Here is a 21,260-nt window from a genome sequence, read left to right as displayed (position 1 = left end):
TGGACGGGGGCGTCGTATCACATATCAGGCAAGCAGATAAACTCTTGTTTCATAAGGGCGGAATGTGATGCGGGATTCCGTGCCGCCGTCATTTTCATAGTTGCTGAGAAGCAGCTCGGCCCTTTCAGGTTCGGAGCCGTCCGGCCAATAAAAGGCGGCTTCTTCTTTCGATACGTTGCTGATGGACATGAGTTTTTGTCCGTTTGCCTGTCTTTCATACACAAACAGCTGCGGGTCATCAGGAAGCAGCAGGGTGTAGCTGCCTTTTATGATATCAGCATACTGTTTTCTCAGGCGGATCAGTTTTTTGTAAAAGTTCAATATAGAATCGGGATCATCCTGAGCCTCGGCCGCATTGACGGTTTTGTAATTGGGATTGACCTTCAGCCACGGTTCGCCCTCCGTAAATCCGGCATTCTTGCTGCCGTCCCACTGCATCGGTGTACGGGCATGGTCCCGGCTTTTCGCCATAATGGACGCCATGACTTCTTCTCTGTTGCGGCCCATTTCAAATACCCTTTTATGATACATATTGACGGTCTGAATATCTTGATAATCCTCTATTCTGTCAAACGGAGCGTTTGTCATGCCGATTTCTTCCCCCTGGTAAATGTACGGCGTGCCTTTCATGAAATAAAGCAGGGCGGCAAGCATTTTGGCGGATGCTTTGCGGTATGTTCCTTCGTCTCCGAAACGGGATACGATCCGGGGCTGGTCATGATTGCACCAATACAGCGTATTCCAGCCTTGATGTTCCAGTTTTTCCTGCCAGTCTGTGAGCACTTTCTTTAAATCGGACAGCTCAAGCGGTTTTACATCCCAATGCTCTTGGCCCGGCTTTTGATCAAGCTCCATATGCTGAAAATGAAAAATCATATTCAGTTCATGCTCATCGGTTCCCGTGTAGACCAGCCCTTCCTCAGGCGTCACTGATCCGGCCTCGCCGACCGACATCACGTCATATTTGGAAAATACCTCTTTCGTCATTTCTTTTAAGTAATCATGTATCCGTGCCCCGTTTGGCCGGAAAGGCTTCGGATCGGCTCGGCGGGCGATGTAATCTTCATATGGCGGCAAATATTCTTTTTTTGACAGAAGATGAAGCTGGTCTATTCGCAATCCGTCCACGCCTTTATCGAGCCAAAATCTCATCATCTCGTATACTGATTGCCGAACCTCGGGATTTTCCCAATTCAGATCGGCTTGTTTGACGGCGTTCATATGCAGGTAATATTCGCCCGTATGTTCTTCGTACTGCCAGACGGATTGTCCGTAATCCGACACCCAATCGGTCGGCGGGCCGTCCGCGGTGCCCGGCCGCCAAATATAATAATCGCGGTATTTGCTGTCCGGATTCATTTCCGCCTCTTTGAACCAAGGATGCTCCGTGGATGTATGATTTAAGACGAAATCCATCACAAGCTTTAATCCGCGGCTGCGGCATTTTGTAAGCAGATCGTGAAAATCCTCCATCGTTCCGTAGGATTCCATAATCGCTTGATGATCCGTCACATCGTAGCCGTTATCAACGTTTGGCGACGGGTAAATCGGGCAGATCCATATCACATCAGCGCCAAGTTCTTTTATATAATCGAGACGCGCGATAACCCCCCGCAGGTCGCCTATGCCGTCGCCGTTCGTATCTTGAAAGCTTCGCGGATAGATTTGATAGACAACGGCGTCTTTCCACCAGTCACTTGCCATCTTGCGGCCCTCCTGTTTTTTAGAGAACCATTTCCTTTATGATCCTTCCCTAAACAAAAAAGAGAAGGTTTCCCCCCTCTTTTATCTGTCCAGCTGAGACGGATAAAGCGTCATGCCTCCGTCGACGAAAAGTGTCGTTCCGGTCACGTAACTCGCTTCTTCCGACACCATCCATGCGGCGGCCGCGGCGACTTCTTCCGGTTTGCCGAAGGCGTTCATCGGAATTTTTTTCAGCTGGGCCTGTTTATGTGTTTCATCTTCCAGATCCTTATTGGACTCCGTGGCGATCGTGCCGGGAGCGATGGCATTCACCCGGATGCCTTTGTCTGCGTAATTGAGCGCCATCGTTTCCGTCATCATTTTGATTCCGCCTTTGGATGCCGAGTACTGCACGTTTTCAGGACGCGGTATTTGCTGATGAACGCTCGATATGTTTAAGACCGTTCCTTTTTTGCCGCGCTCGAGCATATGTTTCAGTGCCGCTTTCGCCCCCAAAAAGGTGCCGGTCACGTTGACGTCGATGACCCTTTGCCAATCCTCCAGGCTCATTTCATGGGGCATCGCTTCGGCTCCGTTAAAGCCGGAATTGTTGACCATCACGTCCACGCCCCCGAAATGCTCCTGCGCGGCATGAAACAGCGCCTGAATCCCTTCTTCTGAGGATACATCGGCTTTTACGGTGACGGCTCGGCCTCCCGCTTTCTCAATGATGTCCGCCGCTTCTTCCGCTCCGGCGGAATCACCGAGGTAGTTCACAACCACATTCATCCGCTCCTTGCCGAAGCGTTCGGCAATGGCCTTTCCGATTCCTTTCGAAGAACCTGTTACGATTGCTGTTTTTCCCTGTAAATCCTGATACATTGTCTCTTTTCCTCCCTGATGTTAATACAGAGCATGTACCCGGTTTTGATCGGCTGAAAACAAAAGGGATCATAAAAAGAACGATGAAACCGAAGCTCCCTCGTTCTTTTTTTCATTATGCGTAGTTGTTCATTTGCAGCCTTTTTTGCACGCCGACAAGCCTGCTGAAAAAATAAGATGCCGCTTTGTAGTTCTCCCGTTGATGAAAGAAATGAGCCGCGTCCTGAAGCAGTTCCTCTGTGTCAGCCAACAGCTCTTTTGATTCCAGAATGTCAAAATACTCTTTGAGCGAATCCTGTCCGCCTTCCCCCTGATAAAGCTCTTTAATCAGACGGAATTTCGTCAGATAGATCTCATCTTCCCATTCCGCCGCGCTTCTCATGCCCCGCGCGCAGCTGGCGGCGGCTTCACTGTATTTTTCCGTTTTAAAGTAGATATGCGTGAGTGAAAAAACAGCCTGGATGACCTGCCGGAAGCTGTGTGCTTCAAATCCGGCGGCCGCCCGTTCAAAATCCTCCGCCGCCTTGCAAAAGTCACCCAGACTGTACATACAGTGCCCGATATTATAATAGGCCGCAGCAATCATATATTGATCATCAAGCCGCTCCGCGTGCTCCAAGGCGCATTCGAGGTATTCCAGCGCTTTTTTATGCTGCTGGGCGTCCATCAGATTTCCGGCAATGATAAATTTGCACTGCACCCTTCTCATTCCGTATAATTCATATTTCTTGTAAATATCAAGCGCCTGTCCTGCGTAATTCATCGAAAAGAAAGTCTGCTTGATATGATAGTACACCTCAGAAATTTTATACAAAAACTCGGCTTTCTCTATGTCATCTTCCACATATTCAAGCTTTTCCTCAGCCCGCTTATAATGAGAAATCGCTGAGATGAAGTTTTTCTGCTTAAATTCATACATTCCCCTGAAATAGTAAAAATAATATTCCAGTAAGCCGGTCAGCTTTTGCTGGTTCATCTCAATCTCAGTGAGCATTTCAGAGAACGGAGGCTGGCAGTCGCCGTCTTTCATGGGTTTTAATTTATCCAGCATGATGCGGTGCCGAAATTCCATCAATGAAAAATACAACAATAAATCCTGGTTCTCTTCCATATCTTCGAGTTCATATTGAATCTCCCGCTTCAGCGCTTCAGCTTTATCGGCTTCAAACGCGCGGATCAGCTTATACCATTCATTCATCTTTACGGCCACTTCTTCAGATGGAATCTTGGATTTCATAGATTTGCCTCCTTCCTCCGGCTACTAATTATGTTATATTTTATCATAGCAAATTTATGGCAGTGAGCAAACAAAGATTTTAACCAATTAAAGAAAGAGAGAATTCACCATGAAACTATCAGTCAGAATTGCGCTGCTTTTGATCCTCTTCTTTTCCGCAGACCTATGTTTTTCCTATGTGCAGAAAGAATTGAGGCCGCAGACGGCATTACAAGACAGAGCCATTCCAAACGCTCTTCATCCGCTCGTGAAACAGAATGCGGAGCTATTGCAGACGGCCGCTCTGAAAAAAGGCATCACCGTCGTTATCACAGAGGGTTTCAGATCAATTGAGGAACAAAACGAATTGTACCGTCAAGGACGTTCAAAAAAAGGAAATATCGTCACCTACGCAAAAGGCGGGGAATCTTACCACAATTACGGCCTTGCGATCGACTTCGCCCTGCAAAAAAAGGATGGAAGCCTGATTTGGGATATGACGTACGACGGAAACCGAAACGGCACGCCCGATTGGCTTGAGGTCGTATCGATTGCCAAAACGCTCGGTTTTGATTGGGGAGGCGATTGGAGAGGCTTTAAAGATTATCCTCATTTACAAATGATCCCTGGCTAATAAAACCTTTTCTTTTTTCGCTTTTGCGCATCAATGTACGGAGGATAGACAGGCCTGTACACAAGCTTATATCCTTCATTGCCGGACGGCGTAAAATCGCGCTGCCACTCCAGCCGCAGATGGAAATCGGATAAAAAAGCGGCCTTTGCTTCTTCGGGAGTAACGGCCGGCACCGGATTGATCTTCTCCAGCTGCTCCGGGTCAATGTCAGGCGCCATGTAAGCTTCCACAAGCCCCGTTACGGGACTGACAAGTATTCTCGCAGCGCCGAACCGCAGCGGAATATCCTGATGCCATATGGAAAAATGGAAGCGGAACCTGCCCCTTCCGTCCGTTTTCACCGGGTTCATTTTAAAAAACTCGTCCGCTCTCGGATAAAGCTTGTATAAAAATTGAAGCGCGACGGCCTCACACTCTTCCGCAGAATAAAAGGCCGGGCCCTGATGCTCAATAAAAGATTTAAAGGCTGTCATTTTCCCTGTCTTTTTGTCCGTTTTCATCTTCATTGTATTTTTGTTGCTGCTTTCAAAATAGCTTTCGATACTCAAATCTTTCCGTTCCGGAACCGACCCTTTCCGCCATGTCGTTCCGATCTCATCCCCGAGATCGCGCCGGCGCGTCTGAACCATATCCGAGGTAAACCCCATTAATTCATCCAGGCTGATTTCCCGTTTATGTTCAAACGCGGGAAGCGGTTTTGCCGGCTCATTCCTGTCTTCGCAAAGCTGCTGATCCGGCACGATATCATCTTCACCGGCCGGATAGCTGTAAGCCGGCAGAATCGGTTCATAGACGAGACGCGGTATTTTCTCAAAATTGACCACATCATAGACGAGACTGAATGTCAGCACACTCATATAATGCGAGACGACTTTTTCCCGATCGACGAATGTTTCCGGGACGGGCGCTTCACCCTTATCCCCGTAATAGATAAACTGCACGACGAAGCCGCTCCTGGTTACATCAACGAAAAAACCTGAATCGGGAAGCGGCCGGCCGAGCACTTTTTTTGTATAGATAAATCGGATGCACCCATTGCGTTCTTCCCTCGCCTGAAAGATGAAATTCATAAAAGTAAGCGGGCGGTGTCTCGCCGCAAACCGAAGAGCCGTCAGCTTTAATTCGGCGTCTGACAGCTGCATGTCTGAACTCGGACAGTCGTTGCGTGAATAGGTAAGCAAAGATCCGTCGTCGCCCAGCTCAATCGTGACCGTTTTATCCGGCTGGTTACGATCTTTCCATATATAATAGGCTTTCGTTTTTTGTTTTTCATCATAATCTTCTATTTCAAGCTCATAGTCCGGCGGTATGTTCCCGATTTCCAGCGCTTTTTTTCTCAGATGTTCTTTCAGCAATGGGGTCATCCTTTCAGAAGAGTGTATAAAAAAGAACTGTTTTTTATTATATAAAAACGTCCTTATCCTTTTAAAGGGAAGAAAGTGCCTTTTATGTGTCTATTTTTAGCAAAGAGGGAAAAGAGCCGTATTCAGAGCGGCTCTTTTTCATACAAATGTCACATTCCCCGCGAAAGCCCCGGGACGAACGCCCATGACCTTCAGCCTATTAAACTCGTGATCGCTTCCCCTGTATGAGCCTCAATAAACAGCGGGAAAACCGGCTTGTATACGAGCCTGTACACTTTTCCGCAGCTGTCGTCATCGTAACAACGATCCCAAGCGAGCTCGGCTTTGATGGCCCGGCGGATCGCGTCTTTCGCCTCTTCCATTGTCAATGAAGGAACGGGATCGATTTCCTGGAGCTCTTTCGGATCAATTTCCGGCGGCATATAAAAAGTGACAAGACCCGTCTTTTTGCTGACACAGATTCTCCCCTCTCCGAATCGCAAATCAACGCCGCCCGAACAAGCCTTATATGTAAGTCCCACGTTTTCTCCTTCATCATCCGGTTCATCATATTGAACCCGGAAATACTGATCCGCTTCCGGAAACATGGCGAATAAAAAGCGGATGGCCATGTGATGGCATTCTTCCTCGGAAAACACCGGTTCGCCTTCAACCTTTATAAATGACATCGCCCCGGTGAGCCGGCCCGATTCTTTATCATGCATTGTTTTCAATACGTGTTCATTCCGTTCTTTAAACAGACTTTCAAAGCTTTTATCTTCCCGTACGGATTTTGTTTTTTCAGGACGCCAGGCAATGCCGATACGGCCCTCTCCAAGGTCGCTTTCCCTCTCTTTATAAAAACCGTCGTGCAGCCCGATCATGTCATTGATGCTCATCTTTTCCGCTTCAGGTGCAGGGCGCGAAATCGGGACATACGGCCGCGTGTCGTCTTCCAGCTCTTCATATTCGTCTAATTCTGCATTCTCTTCCTTCAGGTCGGCCGATATCGGCCGCGTCGGAGACACGATTTCATAGACGAGATGGGGCTTGTCATCCCCCTGCACATAGACGGACTGATGCAGCACGGTGAACAACAGCTCTGCTTCAATATGTTTGACAAAGTGAGCCAATGCTTCCCGCTTGTCCGCAATTGTTCCGGGTCTTACAAGATTATCGGCCTTCCCATGGTAAGAAAAGCCGGTTACTTCCCCTGTCAAAGACAGATCGACGTAAAACCCGGTCAGCGGGAGCGGCAGACCGTCAGCCATCTGAACATAGGAATATCTCACATCACCATCATTGGCGGAGCCGCTGTTTTCCAATTCGAACTCAGCCAATGCCCCAGGACGATGGGTTTCTAAAAACGCCCGCATCCGTTCTTCTATGTCCGATTCCGAAAGAGGCGGCAGATCAGTCCGGAAAGCCGGACGGGATAAGTATTTCAGTTTTCCGTCCCGGTCTAATTCGACCATGATGCCGGCTTCCGGATCATTCTTATCTTCCCACCAAAACAGAACCTCATCTTCCTGGTATTCTTCCACATTACTCTCATAGCGGGCAGGTACGTTTCCGATTTGGAGAGCCAGCTGTTTCAACTCTTCTTTTTTCATCATAACACTTCCTTTTCTTCCAAAAAGATTGATGATTACCAAGACTCTTTTATACAAAACTAGTATAATTAACCTGTCTGTCTTCATGACTATCGAATTAATAACAACAGGGGGTAAACCAGATGTCCATCAAAAAAATGAGCGCCGTGTTTTTCATTCTGCTTCTCACGGCATTTACCGCCGCATGCAGCAGCGAAACGAGCGGCGGCCAGGAAAGCAGCACGGCGAAAGTGAAAATAAAAGAGACGGCATGGGCCGCTTCAGACGATACTGAACATTCGGCCGCGCTGAAAGTAACGGTCACCGTCAAAAATACGGGCAAAGACCCGCTTACCGTCAAAAGCAGCGACTTCTCGCTTTATCAGGATGACGCAAAAACAGCCAAGGCCGATAAGGAAGACTTGTTGCAGAGCGGCACGCTTCATGCGGGTAAGACAGTGACGGGCAATCTGTACTTCACGGCTGACGAAGGCAAATCCTATGAATTGGTATATCAGCCGCAGGCAAAAGACGCGAAGCCTTTATCTTATAAACTGAAAGTCAAAGGCACAGCCTCAAACGCAAAACCTGACCCGGCGGACGCATTATCCGCCTACATTGATGTGATGCTGTACGGCAAGCACAATAAAGATTTCACCCGCCTGACCGGTGTAAATGAAAAAATGACGGCCGCCGCATATCAGGAATCGGCGAAAGCCAGCTTTATCACCTCAGCAGGCATTTCACAAGAACAGGCGGATTCAAAAGCCATTACCGCTATTATTGACGCCATGTCATCAGCGCTTCGGGATAACACGGAGCTCAAGGTGCATACCAAATCCATGTCAGGCAAAAAAGCCGTCCTTGAAGCAAAAGTGACGCCGCTTGATATGTCTCCGCTTGCGGGCCAGCTGCAAGACCGCGTGCAAGACTATGCCGGAAAGCACCCTGATGCTGATGAAAACGAAATTGTCAGCCACCTTCTTTCTGTCTATCCGGAAGAGTTTATGCGCCTGAAACCGGCTTCTTCTTCTGTTACAAGAGAAATTGAGATGAAGAAAAACGCCCGCGGCCAGTGGTATCTGGATACAGACGCCGATCTGGAAGGATTGACAGAAGCGTTTTTGAAAACGTCCTGACAACAAGAAAGGAAATAGCGCAGGCTATTTCCTTTTTTTATTTTCACTTAAAGATGTCACTGATATATTGAACCTCATCCTCGGTTAACTGCACATTAAGCGCGTCCAGATTGTGTTTCAGCTGGTCGGGGCGTTTGGCTCCGGGAATGATCGCATCCACCGCCGGCTGCGACAGAAGCCATGCGAGTGCGATATGCGCTGTCTGCGCCCCTTTTTCCTCCGCAACGGCCCGAAGCTTATCCACTCGCTCCAGATTTTGGTGAAAAGCTTCTCCCTGAAACGGCGGCCTGTTCTTTCGGTTGTCCTCAAAGACTGTGTCTTTTGTAAACTTTCCCGTCAGCAAGCCGGAAGCAAGCGGAAAATAAGGAATAAAGGAAATGCCGTTCTTTTCACAATAAGGCAGCAGATCATGCTCCGCCTCACGCTGAATCAGTGAATATTCCGATTGAAAAACCTCTAAATAGCCGTCGGCGTTAAACTCCTGCAATTGCCGGAAGCTGAGATTGGACGCGCCGATTGCTCTGATTTTCCCTTCGTCCTTCAGTTCTTTTAGCGTGCCCGCCACTTCGGAGAGCGGTGTTTTGCCGTCAGGGAAGTGGACGTAATACAAATCAATCACGTCTGTTTTCAGCCGCTTCAGGCTGTTTTCCGCCTCACTCCGGAGAAATTCACGGCTGTTGTCCAGCTCGATTTGTCCGTTGACCTCTTTGTGCGCGCCTTTTGACGCAATCACGAGGCTGTCCCGCACGCCGCGCTCTGCGACAACTTCACCGATTAACTCTTCGGAACGCCCCAAACCGTATATAAACGCCGTATCAATAAAATTGACGCCGCCGTCCAATGCTGTGCGGATGAGTTCTTTTCCCGTTTCATCATTAAGATTCGGAAACAGATTATGTCCTCCGACCGCATTTGCGCCAAAACCGATACGCTTTACCCGTAAATCCGTCCTGCCCAGCGTACGTGTCTCATCCATGGCTCAGGCTCCCTTCCTTTTATCGCTCTGTTTAGTATTAGATAGACGGTAAGAATTATCCTGCATGAGAGCCTATCTGCAAAAAAAACCTTGAAAAGCGTTTGCCCTTCAAGGTTTTTTTGGCTGTGTATTAAGATGTCAGAGCTGCGGCGAAGCGTTCGGCTTCATCCGTGAGAGCACCCTCGATTTCCTTATAGCGGCTGGAAATCGTTGAGGCGCTGACGCCGTACTTCTTCGCCAGCTTGGCTTGAGAAACGGACGCGCCGTTCAGAGAAATGCTGTTTACGTAATATTCGACCGCCGCCGCGAAAGCTTCAGGCTTTCTGATCGTCGGTGTTTTTTTGACACAGAACGTTTTCCACAGATCAATTACGGCCGGAACCAGCTCAGCCGGGTATTCATCCCCGCTCAGGCCTTTTTCAATGGCGTCTGCCGTTTCCTTCTCCATGTCGTTGGCCCACTCTGTCTGTTTTTCTTCAGCAGCCTGCTCAGGCTCTTCCGCCGTTCCTAAAAGAGCGGCCAGCACAATGTCGAAGTTTTCCTGCATAAAGCGCTCAGGCGATTTTCCTTCCGCAAGAGCCGGGGCAGCCGCCTTTTTCACTTTGCTGATTAGAGCTTCGGCCCGCTTCACAGGGAAGATCGTAAATTGCATGAAGAACTCCGCTTTTTCCGCTTCGTGGATCGGATAGCCGAGAATCAGGCTTCCCGCCGGCGGAAGATCCTGCTGGCTGACGTCCATTTCCACTTTGAATTGTTTCTTGGTCATCACATCTTCAAAGTGAATCATTCCTTCTCTCACATCTTCAAGCACCATAACCGCAGGTGTCATGCTTTTCCATGATTCAACGATTTCCCGTGTTTTCGGGCGGTTGATGCCGCCGGCTTTTTTCTGAAGATATTCTTCAAAAATCGTCTTGCCGCCTGCCAGCGGACGGAAGAAAATTCCCCAGATGCCGAGGTTGAAGACTCCGATGTCTTTTGTCTGTCTGTCCAGCTCCGTAATGAACGCGTGCTGGTTAATAAATGATGATATGCCGTCTCTATGTGCTGTAAAGGCGTACTCCATTAGGCTTTCCTGAATCTGTTTCGCTTCTTTTGCCGCGATGTCTGCCGGAATGGCAGCTTCTTTGCTTCCGCAGCATTTTTTATATTTCTTCCCGCTGCCGCATGGGCAAGGGGCATTTCTTTTCACTTTTCCCACAATAAACCCTCCGAATTCTGATATAACTTTATTATTTTAACAAAAATAACTTCAGAGGGCTTGGTTTACGGCGAAAAAAGAATATGGAAGAAAAAAAAGACCCCGGGAGATTCTCTATCTCCGGGGCTTTGAAACTGTTAATTTGTATTTTGTCCGCCGCCGTTCAGACCTTCTTTAATCAGCCCGTTTACTTGGCTGTTCATCAAAAGTCCGATGTGTCCGACACCGTGAATCTGCACGTTTTTCCCGCCGATCAGCCGTGACAGCGGGTTCAGGACGATTAAGTCCGCTGAGCTGTAAATCGATGTATATAAAATCTTTTGGTTCGGATCAGTCCCCGGAAGCGCCCGGTTGGTCACAAGGCCGTTCGCTCCGCCCAGTGTGACGACGTTTGCGATTTTGTCTCCGCCGTCAAGATTTTTAATGTAATAGAGCGTGTTGGCGCCGCCCATGCTGTGCGCGACGATATCGACTTTTTTCGCACCTGTTTCGCTGAGCACTTTTTTCACGTAATTGGACAGTCTCGGCGCATTGTGTCTGTTGTTTCCGGTTTTGTCTAAGAAATCGATGGCGTACATCTCTTTTCTTGACCAGCCTTGGGATGCCAAGTATGTTTTGATTCCCGCGAAGTTAAAGGACGCCCCGCCGATTCCGTGGACCATGACAACAGGGTTATGCCCTGAGGAGGCTTTCGATACGGTCGGCTGGAAGGCAAATACGGAAATGACGGACAGCATACAAACTGTAAGGACAACTAGAATTTTGTTTTTTATATGTTTCATGAACTTTCCTCCTGCTATGTAATATTTTTGCAGTTTTCATTCTATTAGAGAAGAAAAGGAAAAAATAGTGTATTTTTTACTGTTTTCAACAATTAAAAAAAGAGCGGAAAAATGAGAAAGACGCCCCTTTCCCGAAAGCACTCTTATGCTTTAATACGGCATACCAAAAAAGGAGAGAACACCCGGTTCTCTTCTCCTAGTACTCATTGAAATAGGTTTGAATCCGCTTAGGGTCATGCGTTTTTGTCAGCGCAAGCATCAGAAGAATCCGCGCTTTTTGAGGGTTGAGAGAGTTTGAAGCTGTCAAATGGTCTTTTTCATACTCTCGATTAGGTGTTACCGCCCCGTTTCCCGTCTTTGTGGAGCGGACGACCGCCAGCCCGCTTTTGACCGACTTTACGGCGCCTTTTTGCGCCGCATCAGACATTGAGCCGTTTCCCGAGCCTGCAAAAATAATGCCTTGCGCCCCTGATTTTACGGCAGCTTCAAAGAGATAGCTTCCGTCATTTTGATAGCCGTATATAATATCGACCTGCGGCAGTTTATCAAGTTTATCTATCTTGAAATCTGTATCCTTCGTATGCTTTCGGGTCATGATGTTATTAAAATAGATGTCATCAGCAATTGTTCCGATATAACCCATTTCTTCCGATTTGAATGTGTCGGCCGCGGTTGTATTGGTTTTTGTCACATAGCGCGCCGAAGCGATTCTGTCATTTAATACGACAAGCGTCCCCTTGCCTTTCGCATCAGGCGCAGCCGCTGTTTTTACAGCGTTATATAAGTTGGACGGCCCGTCCGCTCCGATCGCCGTGGACGGCCTCATTGACCCGGCGACAACAACGGGCTTGTCACTTTTGACCGTCAGATTGAGAAAGTAGGCGGTTTCCTCAAGTGTGTCTGTTCCATGTGTAATGACAATGCCGTCTGTATCATCAGACTTGAGCAGCTTGTTTACCCGTTTTGCAAGTTTCAGCAGTGTCTCGTTATTCATATTCTGGCTGCCGATATTCACAACCTGTTCTCCGCTCACATGCGCGACCTCTTTTATCTCCGGAACGGCCTGAATCAGGGCATCAACTCCGATTGCCCCCGCCGTGTACTCCGTAGCGGACGTCTTTGAAGGAGCAGCGCCTGCAATTGTGCCGCCGGTGGCAAGAATTTTAACATTCGGAAGTCCGTCTTTTTTCGCTGGGGCTGCGGCTGCCATCCGGGGCGGTGTTTCTTTCGCTTGAGGAGATTGGGAGCAGCCGGCCGCGATGAAGAGCAGAGCCGTGATAAATGTAATGAAGGGCATGAATTGTTTTTTCATTCTTTTCTCTCCTTTTCTTTATTTATGAAGATTTTCCTCTCACCGGTCAACGCGCTTGTCAGGCAACCTCCCGAAGAAAATAACCGTTAAAAAACCTTGACACCATCATGTGAAATCAAGATAATAGACCAGTCACTATATTTTAAATTTGTCAAAAATCAGTAAGGTGGGAACATTATGAGCTATGGAGATTCTCGTGAAAAAATCCTCGCCGCGGCAACCAGGCTGTTTCAGCTTCAGGGGTATTACGGCACGGGGCTGAATCAGATTATTAAAGAAAGCGGTGCGCCGAAAGGTTCTCTTTACTATCATTTTCCGGACGGCAAAGAGCAGCTCGCCATTGAGGCTGTCAATGAAATGAGCCATTATATCCGTATGAAAATAAAAGAAAGCCTTGATGCCCATCCTGATCCTGCGGAAAGCATTCAAGCGTTTTTACAGGACTTATCAAGCCAATTCACATGTCCGGAGAACTTTGAAGGGTTTCCTGTCGGTTTACTGGCTGCCGAGACTGCTTTAAAGAGCGAAAAGCTCCAGCAGGCCTGTCAAAGCGCTTATCAGGAATGGGAGAATCTGTTCGCGGGCAAATTGAGATCAGCCGGTTTTTCTGATGAGAAAGCGGCGGAAATCAGCACTGTTTTAAATGCCTTGATAGAAGGCGGCATCATTGTGTCCTTAGCCAAAAAAGACAAAATGCCGATCCTCCATATTTCTAAACAAATCCCGAACCTGCTGAAGACATAAAATACGAGAGACATGTACGTATAGAAAGAGAGGAGAATGATTTTGGAAAACGCTCAGCCTTCCAAACAATATAAAGTCATGCCGATCATGATTTCTTTACTGACGGCAGGGTTTATCGGCATGTTCAGTGAAACGGCGCTGAATATCGCCCTGACTGACCTGATGAAGGAGTTACATATCACTCCTGCGACCGTCCAGTGGCTGACGACGGGCTATCTGCTCGTTCTCGGTATTCTTGTCCCGGTATCGGGTCTGCTTTTGCAATGGTTTACGACGAGACAGCTGTTTATCGTTTCACTTGCTTTTTCCATTATCGGCACGCTGATTGCAGCGCTTGCGCCGAGCTTTCCGTTTCTTTTGGCGGCAAGAATCGTGCAGGCTTTAGGAACCGGTCTGCTGCTGCCGCTGATGTTTAATACAATCCTCGTCATCTTTCCGCCGCATAAGCGCGGAGCGGCGATGGGGACGATCGGGCTTGTCATCATGTTCGCTCCTGCGATCGGTCCGACATTTTCAGGGCTTGTGTTAGAGCATTTGAACTGGCATTGGATTTTCTGGATTTCCCTGCCGTTTCTTGTGTTGGCTCTTTTATTCGGCATCGCCTACATGCAGAACGTGTCCGACATTACAAAACCGAAAATTGACGTGCTTTCCATTATTCTGTCTACGATCGGGTTCGGCGGCATCGTATTCGGATTCAGCAATGCGGGCGAAGGATCAGACGGCTGGTCAAGCCCGACGGTTATCGGTTCGCTCACTGTCGGTGCGATCGCGCTCATCTTATTTTCCATCAGGCAGCTGACAATGAAGCAGCCGATGATGAATCTGCGCGCTTTCCGCTATCCGATGTTTGTTCTCGGTGTCGTGATTGTGTTTATCTGTATGATGGTTATCTTATCGACAATGCTTCTATTGCCTATGTATTTACAAAGCGGACTGATGCTGACGGCGTTTACGTCCGGGCTCATCCTGCTGCCGGGCGGTATTTTAAACGGCTTTATGTCTCCGGTGACGGGGCGCCTGTTTGATAAATACGGACCGAAGTGGCTTGTCATTCCCGGGTTTGTCATCACGGCAACCGTGCTTTCGTTTTTCTCAAACATTACCGGCACTTCAACGGCCATTCTCATCGTCGTGCTCCACACATGCCTGATGATCGGCATTTCCATGATCATGATGCCGGCGCAGACGAACGGCTTAAACCAGCTGCCGCCGGAATTTTATCCGGACGGAACGGCCATTATGAATACGCTCCAGCAGATGGCCGGCGCAATCGGCACTGCGGTGGCGGTCAGCATCATGGCAGCCGGGCAGAAGAATTATATGAGCACCGTGAAAAACCCGAATGATCCTTCCGCATACTCTCACGCGCTGATTGCGGGCGTCCAGCACGCCTTTATCTTCGCGATGATTGTCGCTGTTATCGGCTTGATCAGCGCCTTGTTTATGAAACGGGTCAAAGTGAATCACTCATAAGAAAACAGCAGGCTCCCCGTGAGTCTGCTGTTTTTTTATATACCGCGCGCTTCAGCCAGTTCATCAATCGCATACATCAGATCATCGGCCGTGTTATAGAAATGAGGCGCCAGCCGGATGATTTGTCCGCTGGGTGCGCATACGATGTTTTTCCGCCTCAACAGCGCAGCCGTTTCCGCCGCTTTTTCATCCCGTATGGAAATCATGCCGGGTCTGTCATCGGCAGACGGCGGCCCTGTGAGATTCAGTCCTTTTTCAGAAGCGTATTCATACGCAAATGCGCTGAGTTTTTTTACTTCTTGGTGAATGCGGTCTGTGCCGGCATCATTTAATAGAGATAAAGCCGCCTGTGCCGCATATATGCTGATAAATGCCGGGGTTCCGGTCTCAAAGCGTTTGGCTCCGTCCGCATAAGAAAAACGGGTTAAATCCAGCATCGACGCCCGCTGCTGCCCGAACCACCCGGTGACTTTCGGCTTCAGCCGTTCGGCGAGTTCCTTTCTGACATAAAGAAACGCCGTTCCCGGTATGCCGAGCATATACTTTCTCGCACCCGCGGCCAGCATATCAACTCCCCAGTCTTTTACATCAATCGGGATGTGCCCCGCCGATTGATAAGCATCGACAAAAAGAAGCGATCCCTTCTTTGCGGATATCTCGGCAATGCGCTTCATATCCTGGACAAAACCGGACGTATATGACACATGGGGCACACAGGTGAAAAGCGTCTGTTCCGATATGTACGTCTCATACCGCTCTAACGGGATCATTCCGTCTTCAGACGGCACGACTGAAAGCTCCATCTCAGTCTGTGCCTTCAAAATGTGGGCGATCGCCGGAAAATCCAATTCCGTATACACCGCCTGTTTCTTTCGGCAATCCGGCAAAGCAGAAACGACGGCAGAGACAGCAGCCGTTACTGAAGGTAAAACGGCGATTTCTTCAGGATGGGCGCCGATCAATTTCGCAAATTCACACCTTGCCCGCTCCGTTCGTCCAATGGCTTCTTCCCAGTTTCCGCCATGTTGAAGCAGGCTTTCCTGATAGTCATTGACCGCTTTTGAAACCGGCAGGGCAAGAGCGCTTTGAGAGCAGCTGGCGAGCATCGTATGTGTGCGGAGCGCCGGAAATAAAGATCGGTATTGCACCAGAGGCGAATTCAAGACTTGTTTCCCCCTTCGGCAGGAATATATGTCCATTATAGAGTATGGTAAAAAGAAAAGGAGGGTTTTATATGGAGAAAAAAGTATTGCTGACAGGCTTTGACCCCTTCGGCGGGGAAACGGTCAATCCTTCATGGGAAGCGGTCAAACGGCTGAATGGTGCCGCTGAGGGCCCTGCCTCTATCGTATCTGAACAAGTGCCGACCGTTTTTTATAAGTCTCTTGCCGTACTGCGCGAGGCGATCAAAAAGCATCAGCCTGACATTATCATCTGTGTCGGACAGGCAGGCGGCAGAATGCAGATCACGCCGGAACGGGTCGCGATCAATCTCAATGAGGCGCGCATACCGGATAACGAAGGAAACCAGCCTGTCGGGGAAAACATTTCTCAAGGCGGTCCCGCGGCCTATTGGACCGGCCTTCCGATCAAACGGATCGTTGAGGAAATCAAAAAGGAAGGCATTCCCGCGGCTGTATCCTACACGGCGGGGACGTTTGTATGCAATCCCCTCTTTTACGGCCTGATGGATGAAATCACCCGCCATCATCCGCACATCCGCGGCGGGTTTATACACATCCCGTACATTCCGGAGCAAACTTTGCAGAAGTCTGCGCCGAGCCTCAGCCTGGATCTCGTGACAAAAGCGCTCAAAATCGCCGCGGTGACCGCCGCGGCGCATGAGGACGATATTGAGACCGGCGGAGGCGAACTTCACTAAGCTGCAGACGGCGCCTCGGCCCATTTCTTCCGGTAAACGATGCGGGACAGCGTCACACTGATTTCATAGAGGACGAGCAGCGGAATCATGACGAGAAAGTCAGACATAAAATCCGGAGGCGTAATCAGCACAGAGACGACGATCAGCACAAAATACGAAAGCTTCCGCGCCTTTGCCAGCCGGGTTGGATTCACGATTCCGAGCCGTGTCAGAAACATGACGGCCAGAGGCATTTCAAATAAAAATCCGAACGGCAATGTAAGATTCAGCATAAAGGTAAAATACTTGTCCGCCGTAAATACCATGTCAAAATGGCCGGCGGACAATTGTGTTAAAAATCCGAGCACAATCGGAAACAGCACAAAATACCCGAAGGAAATTCCGATGATAAACAAAACCGAAAGCCCCGGAATGTAAAGCAAAGCGGCGCGGCGTTCAAACGGGGTCAAAGCCGGCGCCGTAAAACGCCAGAGCTGAAAGGCCGCAACCGGAATCGCTGCCGTAAGGGCGCATATTCCCGCAATCATCATATACACCCATAAAATCTCGCTCGGCCCTAAAACGGCCAGCCTGCCATCCAAATCCTTGATCAGCCAGTCATAAATATCCTGCACAAACCAGCAGGCGCCGATAAAACACACGAGAAAGGCGATAACGGTTTTAATGAGACGCTGCCGGACTTCCTCTAAATGCCCGACCAAGTGGGTTTCTTTTTTATCCAATCGTACATCCTCCTTATAGAGAAAGAGGCAGAAGCGGATTCGTCTGCCCCCATGTCAGGATTCAGCCTGCCGTTTTGTCTTTCTCAGCCGTCTGCTTGTCCGGCTCTTCATTTGAGACCAGTGTTTTTGCGGCGCTTTTAAATTCAAGCAGCGTGCGGCCGGCGGCACGGCCGATTTCCGGAAGCTTTGAAGGTCCGAAAATGATGAGAGCGATGACGAAAATCAGGATCAACCCGGGAATGCCGATATTTGAAAACATGAGTGTGCCTCCTTATTGTGAGATTTTGGCCCGTTTCTTTCTCATTTGCTTTTCATGCGCATTGTTATGGGCGAAGAAACGATCCTCTTCCACCTCGTTTGACTGCTTTAAACCGCCTGCAACCGCCGCTTGAGAGACCTTCCGAATCCCCGTCTGGTCTTTCTGATAAATGAATGAAGCCCGCGTGGATACCTCAGCCCCCGGCTCCGTCACGTACGGCACCACTCTGTAATCCGCTCTCCATTGGGCAGGGTTCACCGTACAGCGGACATAGCCGCGGTAATCGTTGAAAAACTTAATATGCGGGTTTTGTTTTAAGATCTGATCCGTATCGGCCCGTTTATCCGCCCCGTTTCCTCCAGATGTAATGGAAGTCCCGACGAATTCGGCTCCGAAAATCTTTGAATTCGTTTGGTTAAAATCGGTATGCAGGTTTGACGCCCAGCTTGCGTGAACATCACCCGTCAGCACGATGACATTGTTCAGGTTTTTGCTTTTTATAAAATTGATGACCCGCTCCCGCTGCGCCGGGTAGCCGTCCCATGAATCCATGCTGTATATCGGATTGGCGGTTGTTCCGAAATTCCATTGCGCGAAAAAGATTTGCTGCGCCAGCACATTCCACTTCGCTTTTGAGGCGGCTAAATTGCCGAAGAGCCATTGCTCCTGTTCTGTCCCCATCAATGTACGCTTCGGGTCTCTCCACTCATCAGAAGGCGGCTTATTCCCGTCGCCGTTGGCCTGATCATCTCTGTACTGTCTTGTATCAAGCACATTGAACGATGCCAAATTGCCATAAGAAAATTGCCTGTACAGCCGCATATCAGGACCGTTCGGCAATGACATGCGCCTGAGCGGCATGTGTTCATAATAAGCCTGATAAGCGGCGGCCCTCCTGAGCACAAACGCTTCCACGGATTGGCCTTTTTCAGGGATAATATTGGCATAATTGTTTTCCACCTCATGATCGTCCCACGTCACGACCCACGGAAATGCGGCGTGGGCGGCTTTCAGATTGGCATCAGAGCGGTATTGGGCATGACGGTTGCGGTAATCTGACAGTGTATACACTTCAGCGCTGCTGTGCGTCCTGACATTTCCCGTTTTTGACACATATTCGTTCGGTCCGTATTCATAAATGTAATCTCCGAGATGGAACACGAGATCAAGCTTTTCCTTCGCCATATGTTTATACGCCGTATAATAGCCGTGTTCATACTGCTGGCATGAGGCAAATGCAAACGTCATGGCGGATACGTCAGCGCCGGGAGCGGGCAGCGTTTTCGTCCGGCCGACGGGACTGAGCTCATGCCCGCTTTTAAACCGGTAATAGTACACTTTATTGGGCTTGAGCCCGTCCGCCTCGACATGGACGGAGTGTCCGAGATTCGGCTTGGCCATTTCCGTTCCGCGTTTGACGATGTGACGGAAATGTTCATCAGTAGCGATTTCCCATTTTACCGGCACGGCCTGCTTCGGCATGCCGCCCCCATTCAGCGGGTCCGGGGCAAGACGCGTCCAGAGAATGACGCTGTCAAACAGCGGGTCGCCGGAGGCTACGCCGAGGGTGAACGGATAGTTTGAAAATTTCGGAGCGGCATTCACTTCAAACGCGCCGATGGATTGCGCGATCGCTAACCCGAGGGAAAGACCGGCGATTTTCCCGGCGCCTTGTATAAATGCGCGGCGGTCAAACGTATTGTTCTGAAAGCTTTTGTTCTCCAATTCCTTGATCCATTCATCTAAACGGCCGTCATGTGTCATGTCAGTTCCCCTTTCGTCTCATTGATCGCCCTTATTATAAAAAAGAAATGTTAAACCGCTATGAAGAAGTGTGAAGGGTTTGTAAGGCTGAAAAATGGACGGCGGGAGACATTTTTCACATTGTTTCGACAAACCTTGCCCCGCCGGGAGAAAACCCCCTCTGTTTCTTTTTGGCTTGTCATCCGTCAAGCGCACTTTTTTCCTATTTTTCTTCACAAAAAATTAAAAAAACACCGTTCATTTTAAGAACGGTGCGCCCGGGATTAAAATGTATTGTACACGTTTTCGCACGTCTCACCTGTCGGCTGATAGAAGCAGTGGGATCTGAATCTGGCGACGAACGGCTGGCCATACCAAGTCTGCGGGCAGTTGCCCGGCGGCTTAAAATACCACAGGCTGAATTTAGCCGGCCAAAACCGTTCTCCATTAATGTTCCTGCGGGCAAGCCTCCGCTCGGATTCACGCGGTCTCTGGTAAAAGTATCCGTGAGTCACCGCTTCAAACGCGTGCGGCTGAAACACCATCTGCCTGATGGTGCGCAGGCCTTTAAAATCAGAACAATTCGCCCGCACCCTATTGATTCCCACATTGCCGACCAAAAGCATTCCCTGCTTCCCTTCGCCTTCCGCTTCCGCCCTGAGCAGCCTTGCCATTAGATCGACATCGGCGCTCGACGCTTTTACGACTGCCATCATGACACCTCCCGTATTTTCTCCTTTCATCATATTCAGCAGCGGCCCAGTGATGACAGCCAAAAGCCAGAAAACAAATGTTCACGAAAAAAGGGTTTATATTTCTCGTTATGAGGAAACATACTAACATGATTTCCATAAGGAGGAATTCGCATGGAACACATTAAAGCGCTTGCCATTAAAGGCATTATGACCATCATTATTCTGTATCTGATACTCGGCTTAGGTTTTCGCTTTACATTCGGCGACGTGCTGCTGATGACCATTGTGCTGGGAGCCGTTTCCTACTTTACGGGCGACTTGTACGTGCTTCCGAGATGGAATAATATCACGGCGGCGTCCGCTGATTTCGGAATCGCGTTTCTTGTTGTCTGGCTGATGGGAATGCCGCTGTCCATGGGCATTTCCGGGGGAAGACTGGCGTTTGCCGCCCTTATTTCCGCCGTCATCATCGCCGTCGGAGAATATTTTTTCCATATCTATCTGATGAGAAAAGACTTGGGCGGGTCCCGTTTTTTAGAACCCCGGTCCGAATAACGTAAAAAAGGCCGGATAACGGCCTTTTTCGTTTGATTTCACTAATCAATATGCTTTCTGATAAAATGCAGCAGCGTGTTTCCTTGAGCGGTCAATATGACGCCCTTCGCGCCGCACTTCGGACAGGGCGTCCCTTCCTTCTCCTGGCCGGTTCCTTCACAATGCGGACACGTGAGCTCAAGATCGTCGGTTGCGATCACCATGAATATCCCTCCTTTTTTGATTGTCTGTCCGTCTCCATTCACTTTCCATGGCCATCACCTCCTTAACAACACAAAAAACCCCGTCCATCAAAGGACGAGGTTTTCGCGGTGCCACCTTTATTAACGGCTGAAGAGCCATTCTCTCAAAAAGTACAGAAACACACGGTTTCAATACTCCTTTCTTGATAACGGGGAAAGAATCCCGGCACCGCCTACTGTCA

At 49.1% G+C, this 21,260-nt stretch carries 21 protein-coding genes and 1 other annotated feature (1 of these 22 running past the window's edge); of the genes, 6 read left to right on the top strand and 15 right to left on the bottom strand.

Annotation, left to right across the window (positions count from 1 at the left end; all coding sequences use genetic code 11):
- Nucleotides 1-24: 24 nt before the first annotated feature.
- The 3 genes from GNE05_RS01860 to GNE05_RS01850 form a co-directional block, all read right to left on the bottom strand.
- The gene (locus GNE05_RS01860; protein ID WP_160182360.1) at nucleotides 25-1,704 is read right to left on the bottom strand and encodes a glycoside hydrolase family 13 protein; all 1,680 of its coding nucleotides are present in this window, start codon (nucleotides 1,702-1,704) and stop codon (nucleotides 25-27) included.
- Nucleotides 1,705-1,785: 81 nt separating this feature from the next.
- Complete coding sequence (locus tag GNE05_RS01855) at nucleotides 1,786-2,565, bottom strand: glucose 1-dehydrogenase (RefSeq protein WP_021495285.1); 780 nt, start codon at nucleotides 2,563-2,565, stop codon at nucleotides 1,786-1,788.
- 115 nt (nucleotides 2,566-2,680) lie between these two features.
- On the bottom strand, nucleotides 2,681-3,802 hold the full coding sequence (locus GNE05_RS01850; protein WP_061861817.1) for a response regulator aspartate phosphatase: 1,122 nt from the start codon (nucleotides 3,800-3,802) through the stop codon (nucleotides 2,681-2,683).
- 109 nt (nucleotides 3,803-3,911) lie between these two features.
- Here GNE05_RS01850 and GNE05_RS01845 point away from each other — a divergent pair, with 109 nt between their 5' ends.
- A complete protein-coding gene (locus GNE05_RS01845; protein ID WP_021495286.1) occupies nucleotides 3,912-4,415 on the top strand; it encodes a peptidoglycan L-alanyl-D-glutamate endopeptidase CwlK in 504 nt (167 codons plus the stop codon).
- On the opposite strand, the gene GNE05_RS01840 is transcribed toward GNE05_RS01845, so the two are convergent.
- Together GNE05_RS01840 and GNE05_RS01835 are read right to left on the bottom strand one after the other, a co-directional pair.
- Complete coding sequence (locus GNE05_RS01840; protein WP_160182359.1) at nucleotides 4,412-5,770, bottom strand: YcdB/YcdC domain-containing protein; 1,359 nt, start codon at nucleotides 5,768-5,770, stop codon at nucleotides 4,412-4,414. The genes GNE05_RS01845 and GNE05_RS01840 overlap by 4 nt on opposite strands.
- Nucleotides 5,771-5,970: 200 nt before the next feature.
- A complete protein-coding gene (locus tag GNE05_RS01835) occupies nucleotides 5,971-7,371 on the bottom strand; it encodes a YcdB/YcdC domain-containing protein (protein ID WP_160183182.1) in 1,401 nt (466 codons plus the stop codon).
- A gap of 122 nt (nucleotides 7,372-7,493) precedes the next feature.
- On the opposite strand from GNE05_RS01835, the gene GNE05_RS01830 reads away from it, so the two are divergent.
- Nucleotides 7,494-8,489, top strand: coding sequence for a DUF5105 domain-containing protein (locus GNE05_RS01830; RefSeq protein WP_017419346.1), 996 nt, complete (start codon nucleotides 7,494-7,496; stop codon nucleotides 8,487-8,489).
- 43 nt (nucleotides 8,490-8,532) lie between these two features.
- On the opposite strand, the gene GNE05_RS01825 is transcribed toward GNE05_RS01830, so the two are convergent.
- The 4 genes from GNE05_RS01825 to GNE05_RS01810 form a co-directional block, all read right to left on the bottom strand.
- Complete coding sequence (locus GNE05_RS01825; protein ID WP_060563024.1) at nucleotides 8,533-9,465, bottom strand: aldo/keto reductase; 933 nt, start codon at nucleotides 9,463-9,465, stop codon at nucleotides 8,533-8,535.
- Nucleotides 9,466-9,595: 130 nt separating this feature from the next.
- On the bottom strand, nucleotides 9,596-10,666 hold the full coding sequence (locus tag GNE05_RS01820; protein WP_011996276.1) for a helix-turn-helix domain-containing protein: 1,071 nt from the start codon (nucleotides 10,664-10,666) through the stop codon (nucleotides 9,596-9,598).
- A gap of 137 nt (nucleotides 10,667-10,803) precedes the next feature.
- Nucleotides 10,804-11,448 carry a lipase EstA gene (locus tag GNE05_RS01815; protein ID WP_011996275.1) on the bottom strand — a complete coding sequence of 215 codons (645 nt, stop codon included), beginning with the start codon at nucleotides 11,446-11,448 and terminating at the stop codon, nucleotides 10,804-10,806.
- Between the two features lie 196 nt (nucleotides 11,449-11,644).
- Nucleotides 11,645-12,760, bottom strand: a complete 1,116-nt coding sequence (locus GNE05_RS01810; protein WP_160182358.1) for a type II asparaginase — start codon at nucleotides 12,758-12,760, stop codon at nucleotides 11,645-11,647.
- 177 nt (nucleotides 12,761-12,937) lie between these two features.
- On the opposite strand from GNE05_RS01810, the gene GNE05_RS01805 reads away from it, so the two are divergent.
- Both GNE05_RS01805 and lmr(B) read left to right on the top strand, forming a co-directional pair.
- Nucleotides 12,938-13,504, top strand: coding sequence for a transcriptional regulator LmrA (locus tag GNE05_RS01805; protein WP_011996273.1), 567 nt, complete (start codon nucleotides 12,938-12,940; stop codon nucleotides 13,502-13,504).
- A gap of 36 nt (nucleotides 13,505-13,540) precedes the next feature.
- A complete protein-coding gene (gene lmr(B), locus GNE05_RS01800; protein WP_160182357.1) occupies nucleotides 13,541-14,980 on the top strand; it encodes a lincomycin efflux MFS transporter Lmr(B) in 1,440 nt (479 codons plus the stop codon).
- A gap of 35 nt (nucleotides 14,981-15,015) precedes the next feature.
- Here lmr(B) and GNE05_RS01795 read toward each other — a convergent pair whose 3' ends face one another.
- Nucleotides 15,016-16,143, bottom strand: a complete 1,128-nt coding sequence (locus tag GNE05_RS01795) for an aminotransferase class V-fold PLP-dependent enzyme (protein WP_160182356.1) — start codon at nucleotides 16,141-16,143, stop codon at nucleotides 15,016-15,018.
- 71 nt (nucleotides 16,144-16,214) lie between these two features.
- Here GNE05_RS01795 and pcp point away from each other — a divergent pair, with 71 nt between their 5' ends.
- Nucleotides 16,215-16,862, top strand: coding sequence for a pyroglutamyl-peptidase I (gene pcp, locus GNE05_RS01790; protein WP_160182355.1), 648 nt, complete (start codon nucleotides 16,215-16,217; stop codon nucleotides 16,860-16,862).
- Here pcp and tatC read toward each other — a convergent pair.
- The 4 genes from tatC to GNE05_RS01770 all read right to left on the bottom strand — a co-directional run bounded on the left by tatC (nucleotide 16,859) and on the right by GNE05_RS01770 (nucleotide 20,299).
- Nucleotides 16,859-17,584, bottom strand: a complete 726-nt coding sequence (gene tatC / locus GNE05_RS01785; protein ID WP_160182354.1) for a twin-arginine translocase subunit TatC — start codon at nucleotides 17,582-17,584, stop codon at nucleotides 16,859-16,861. The two genes, pcp and tatC, sit on opposite strands and share 4 nt — an antisense overlap.
- Nucleotides 17,585-17,645: 61 nt before the next feature.
- The gene (locus GNE05_RS01780) at nucleotides 17,646-17,843 is read right to left on the bottom strand and encodes a twin-arginine translocase TatA/TatE family subunit (RefSeq protein ID WP_003156681.1); all 198 of its coding nucleotides are present in this window, start codon (nucleotides 17,841-17,843) and stop codon (nucleotides 17,646-17,648) included.
- A gap of 12 nt (nucleotides 17,844-17,855) precedes the next feature.
- The gene (locus GNE05_RS01775; protein WP_160182353.1) at nucleotides 17,856-19,607 is read right to left on the bottom strand and encodes an alkaline phosphatase D family protein; all 1,752 of its coding nucleotides are present in this window, start codon (nucleotides 19,605-19,607) and stop codon (nucleotides 17,856-17,858) included.
- Nucleotides 19,608-19,870: 263 nt separating this feature from the next.
- Nucleotides 19,871-20,299 (bottom strand): cell wall hydrolase, encoded by a 429-nt coding sequence (locus GNE05_RS01770; RefSeq protein ID WP_003156683.1) that lies wholly within the window; start codon nucleotides 20,297-20,299, stop codon nucleotides 19,871-19,873.
- A 153-nt stretch (nucleotides 20,300-20,452) separates the two neighbouring features.
- Here GNE05_RS01770 and GNE05_RS01765 point away from each other — a divergent pair, with 153 nt between their 5' ends.
- Nucleotides 20,453-20,836, top strand: a complete 384-nt coding sequence (locus GNE05_RS01765) for a DUF2512 family protein (protein ID WP_003156684.1) — start codon at nucleotides 20,453-20,455, stop codon at nucleotides 20,834-20,836.
- Between the two features lie 41 nt (nucleotides 20,837-20,877).
- On the opposite strand, the gene GNE05_RS01760 is transcribed toward GNE05_RS01765, so the two are convergent.
- Nucleotides 20,878-21,039, bottom strand: a complete 162-nt coding sequence (locus GNE05_RS01760) for a tryptophan RNA-binding attenuator protein inhibitory protein (protein ID WP_014416821.1) — start codon at nucleotides 21,037-21,039, stop codon at nucleotides 20,878-20,880.
- Between the two features lie 87 nt (nucleotides 21,040-21,126).
- Nucleotides 21,127-21,260 (bottom strand) — a binding site (T-box leader); it runs 117 nt beyond the window's last position.

Source organism: Bacillus sp. AM1(2019), assembly GCF_009906915.1.
Lineage (GTDB): Bacteria > Bacillota > Bacilli > Bacillales > Bacillaceae > Bacillus > Bacillus velezensis.
Note: the sequence above shows the minus strand (reverse complement) of the source record. Positions and strands in the feature narration are given on the sequence as shown.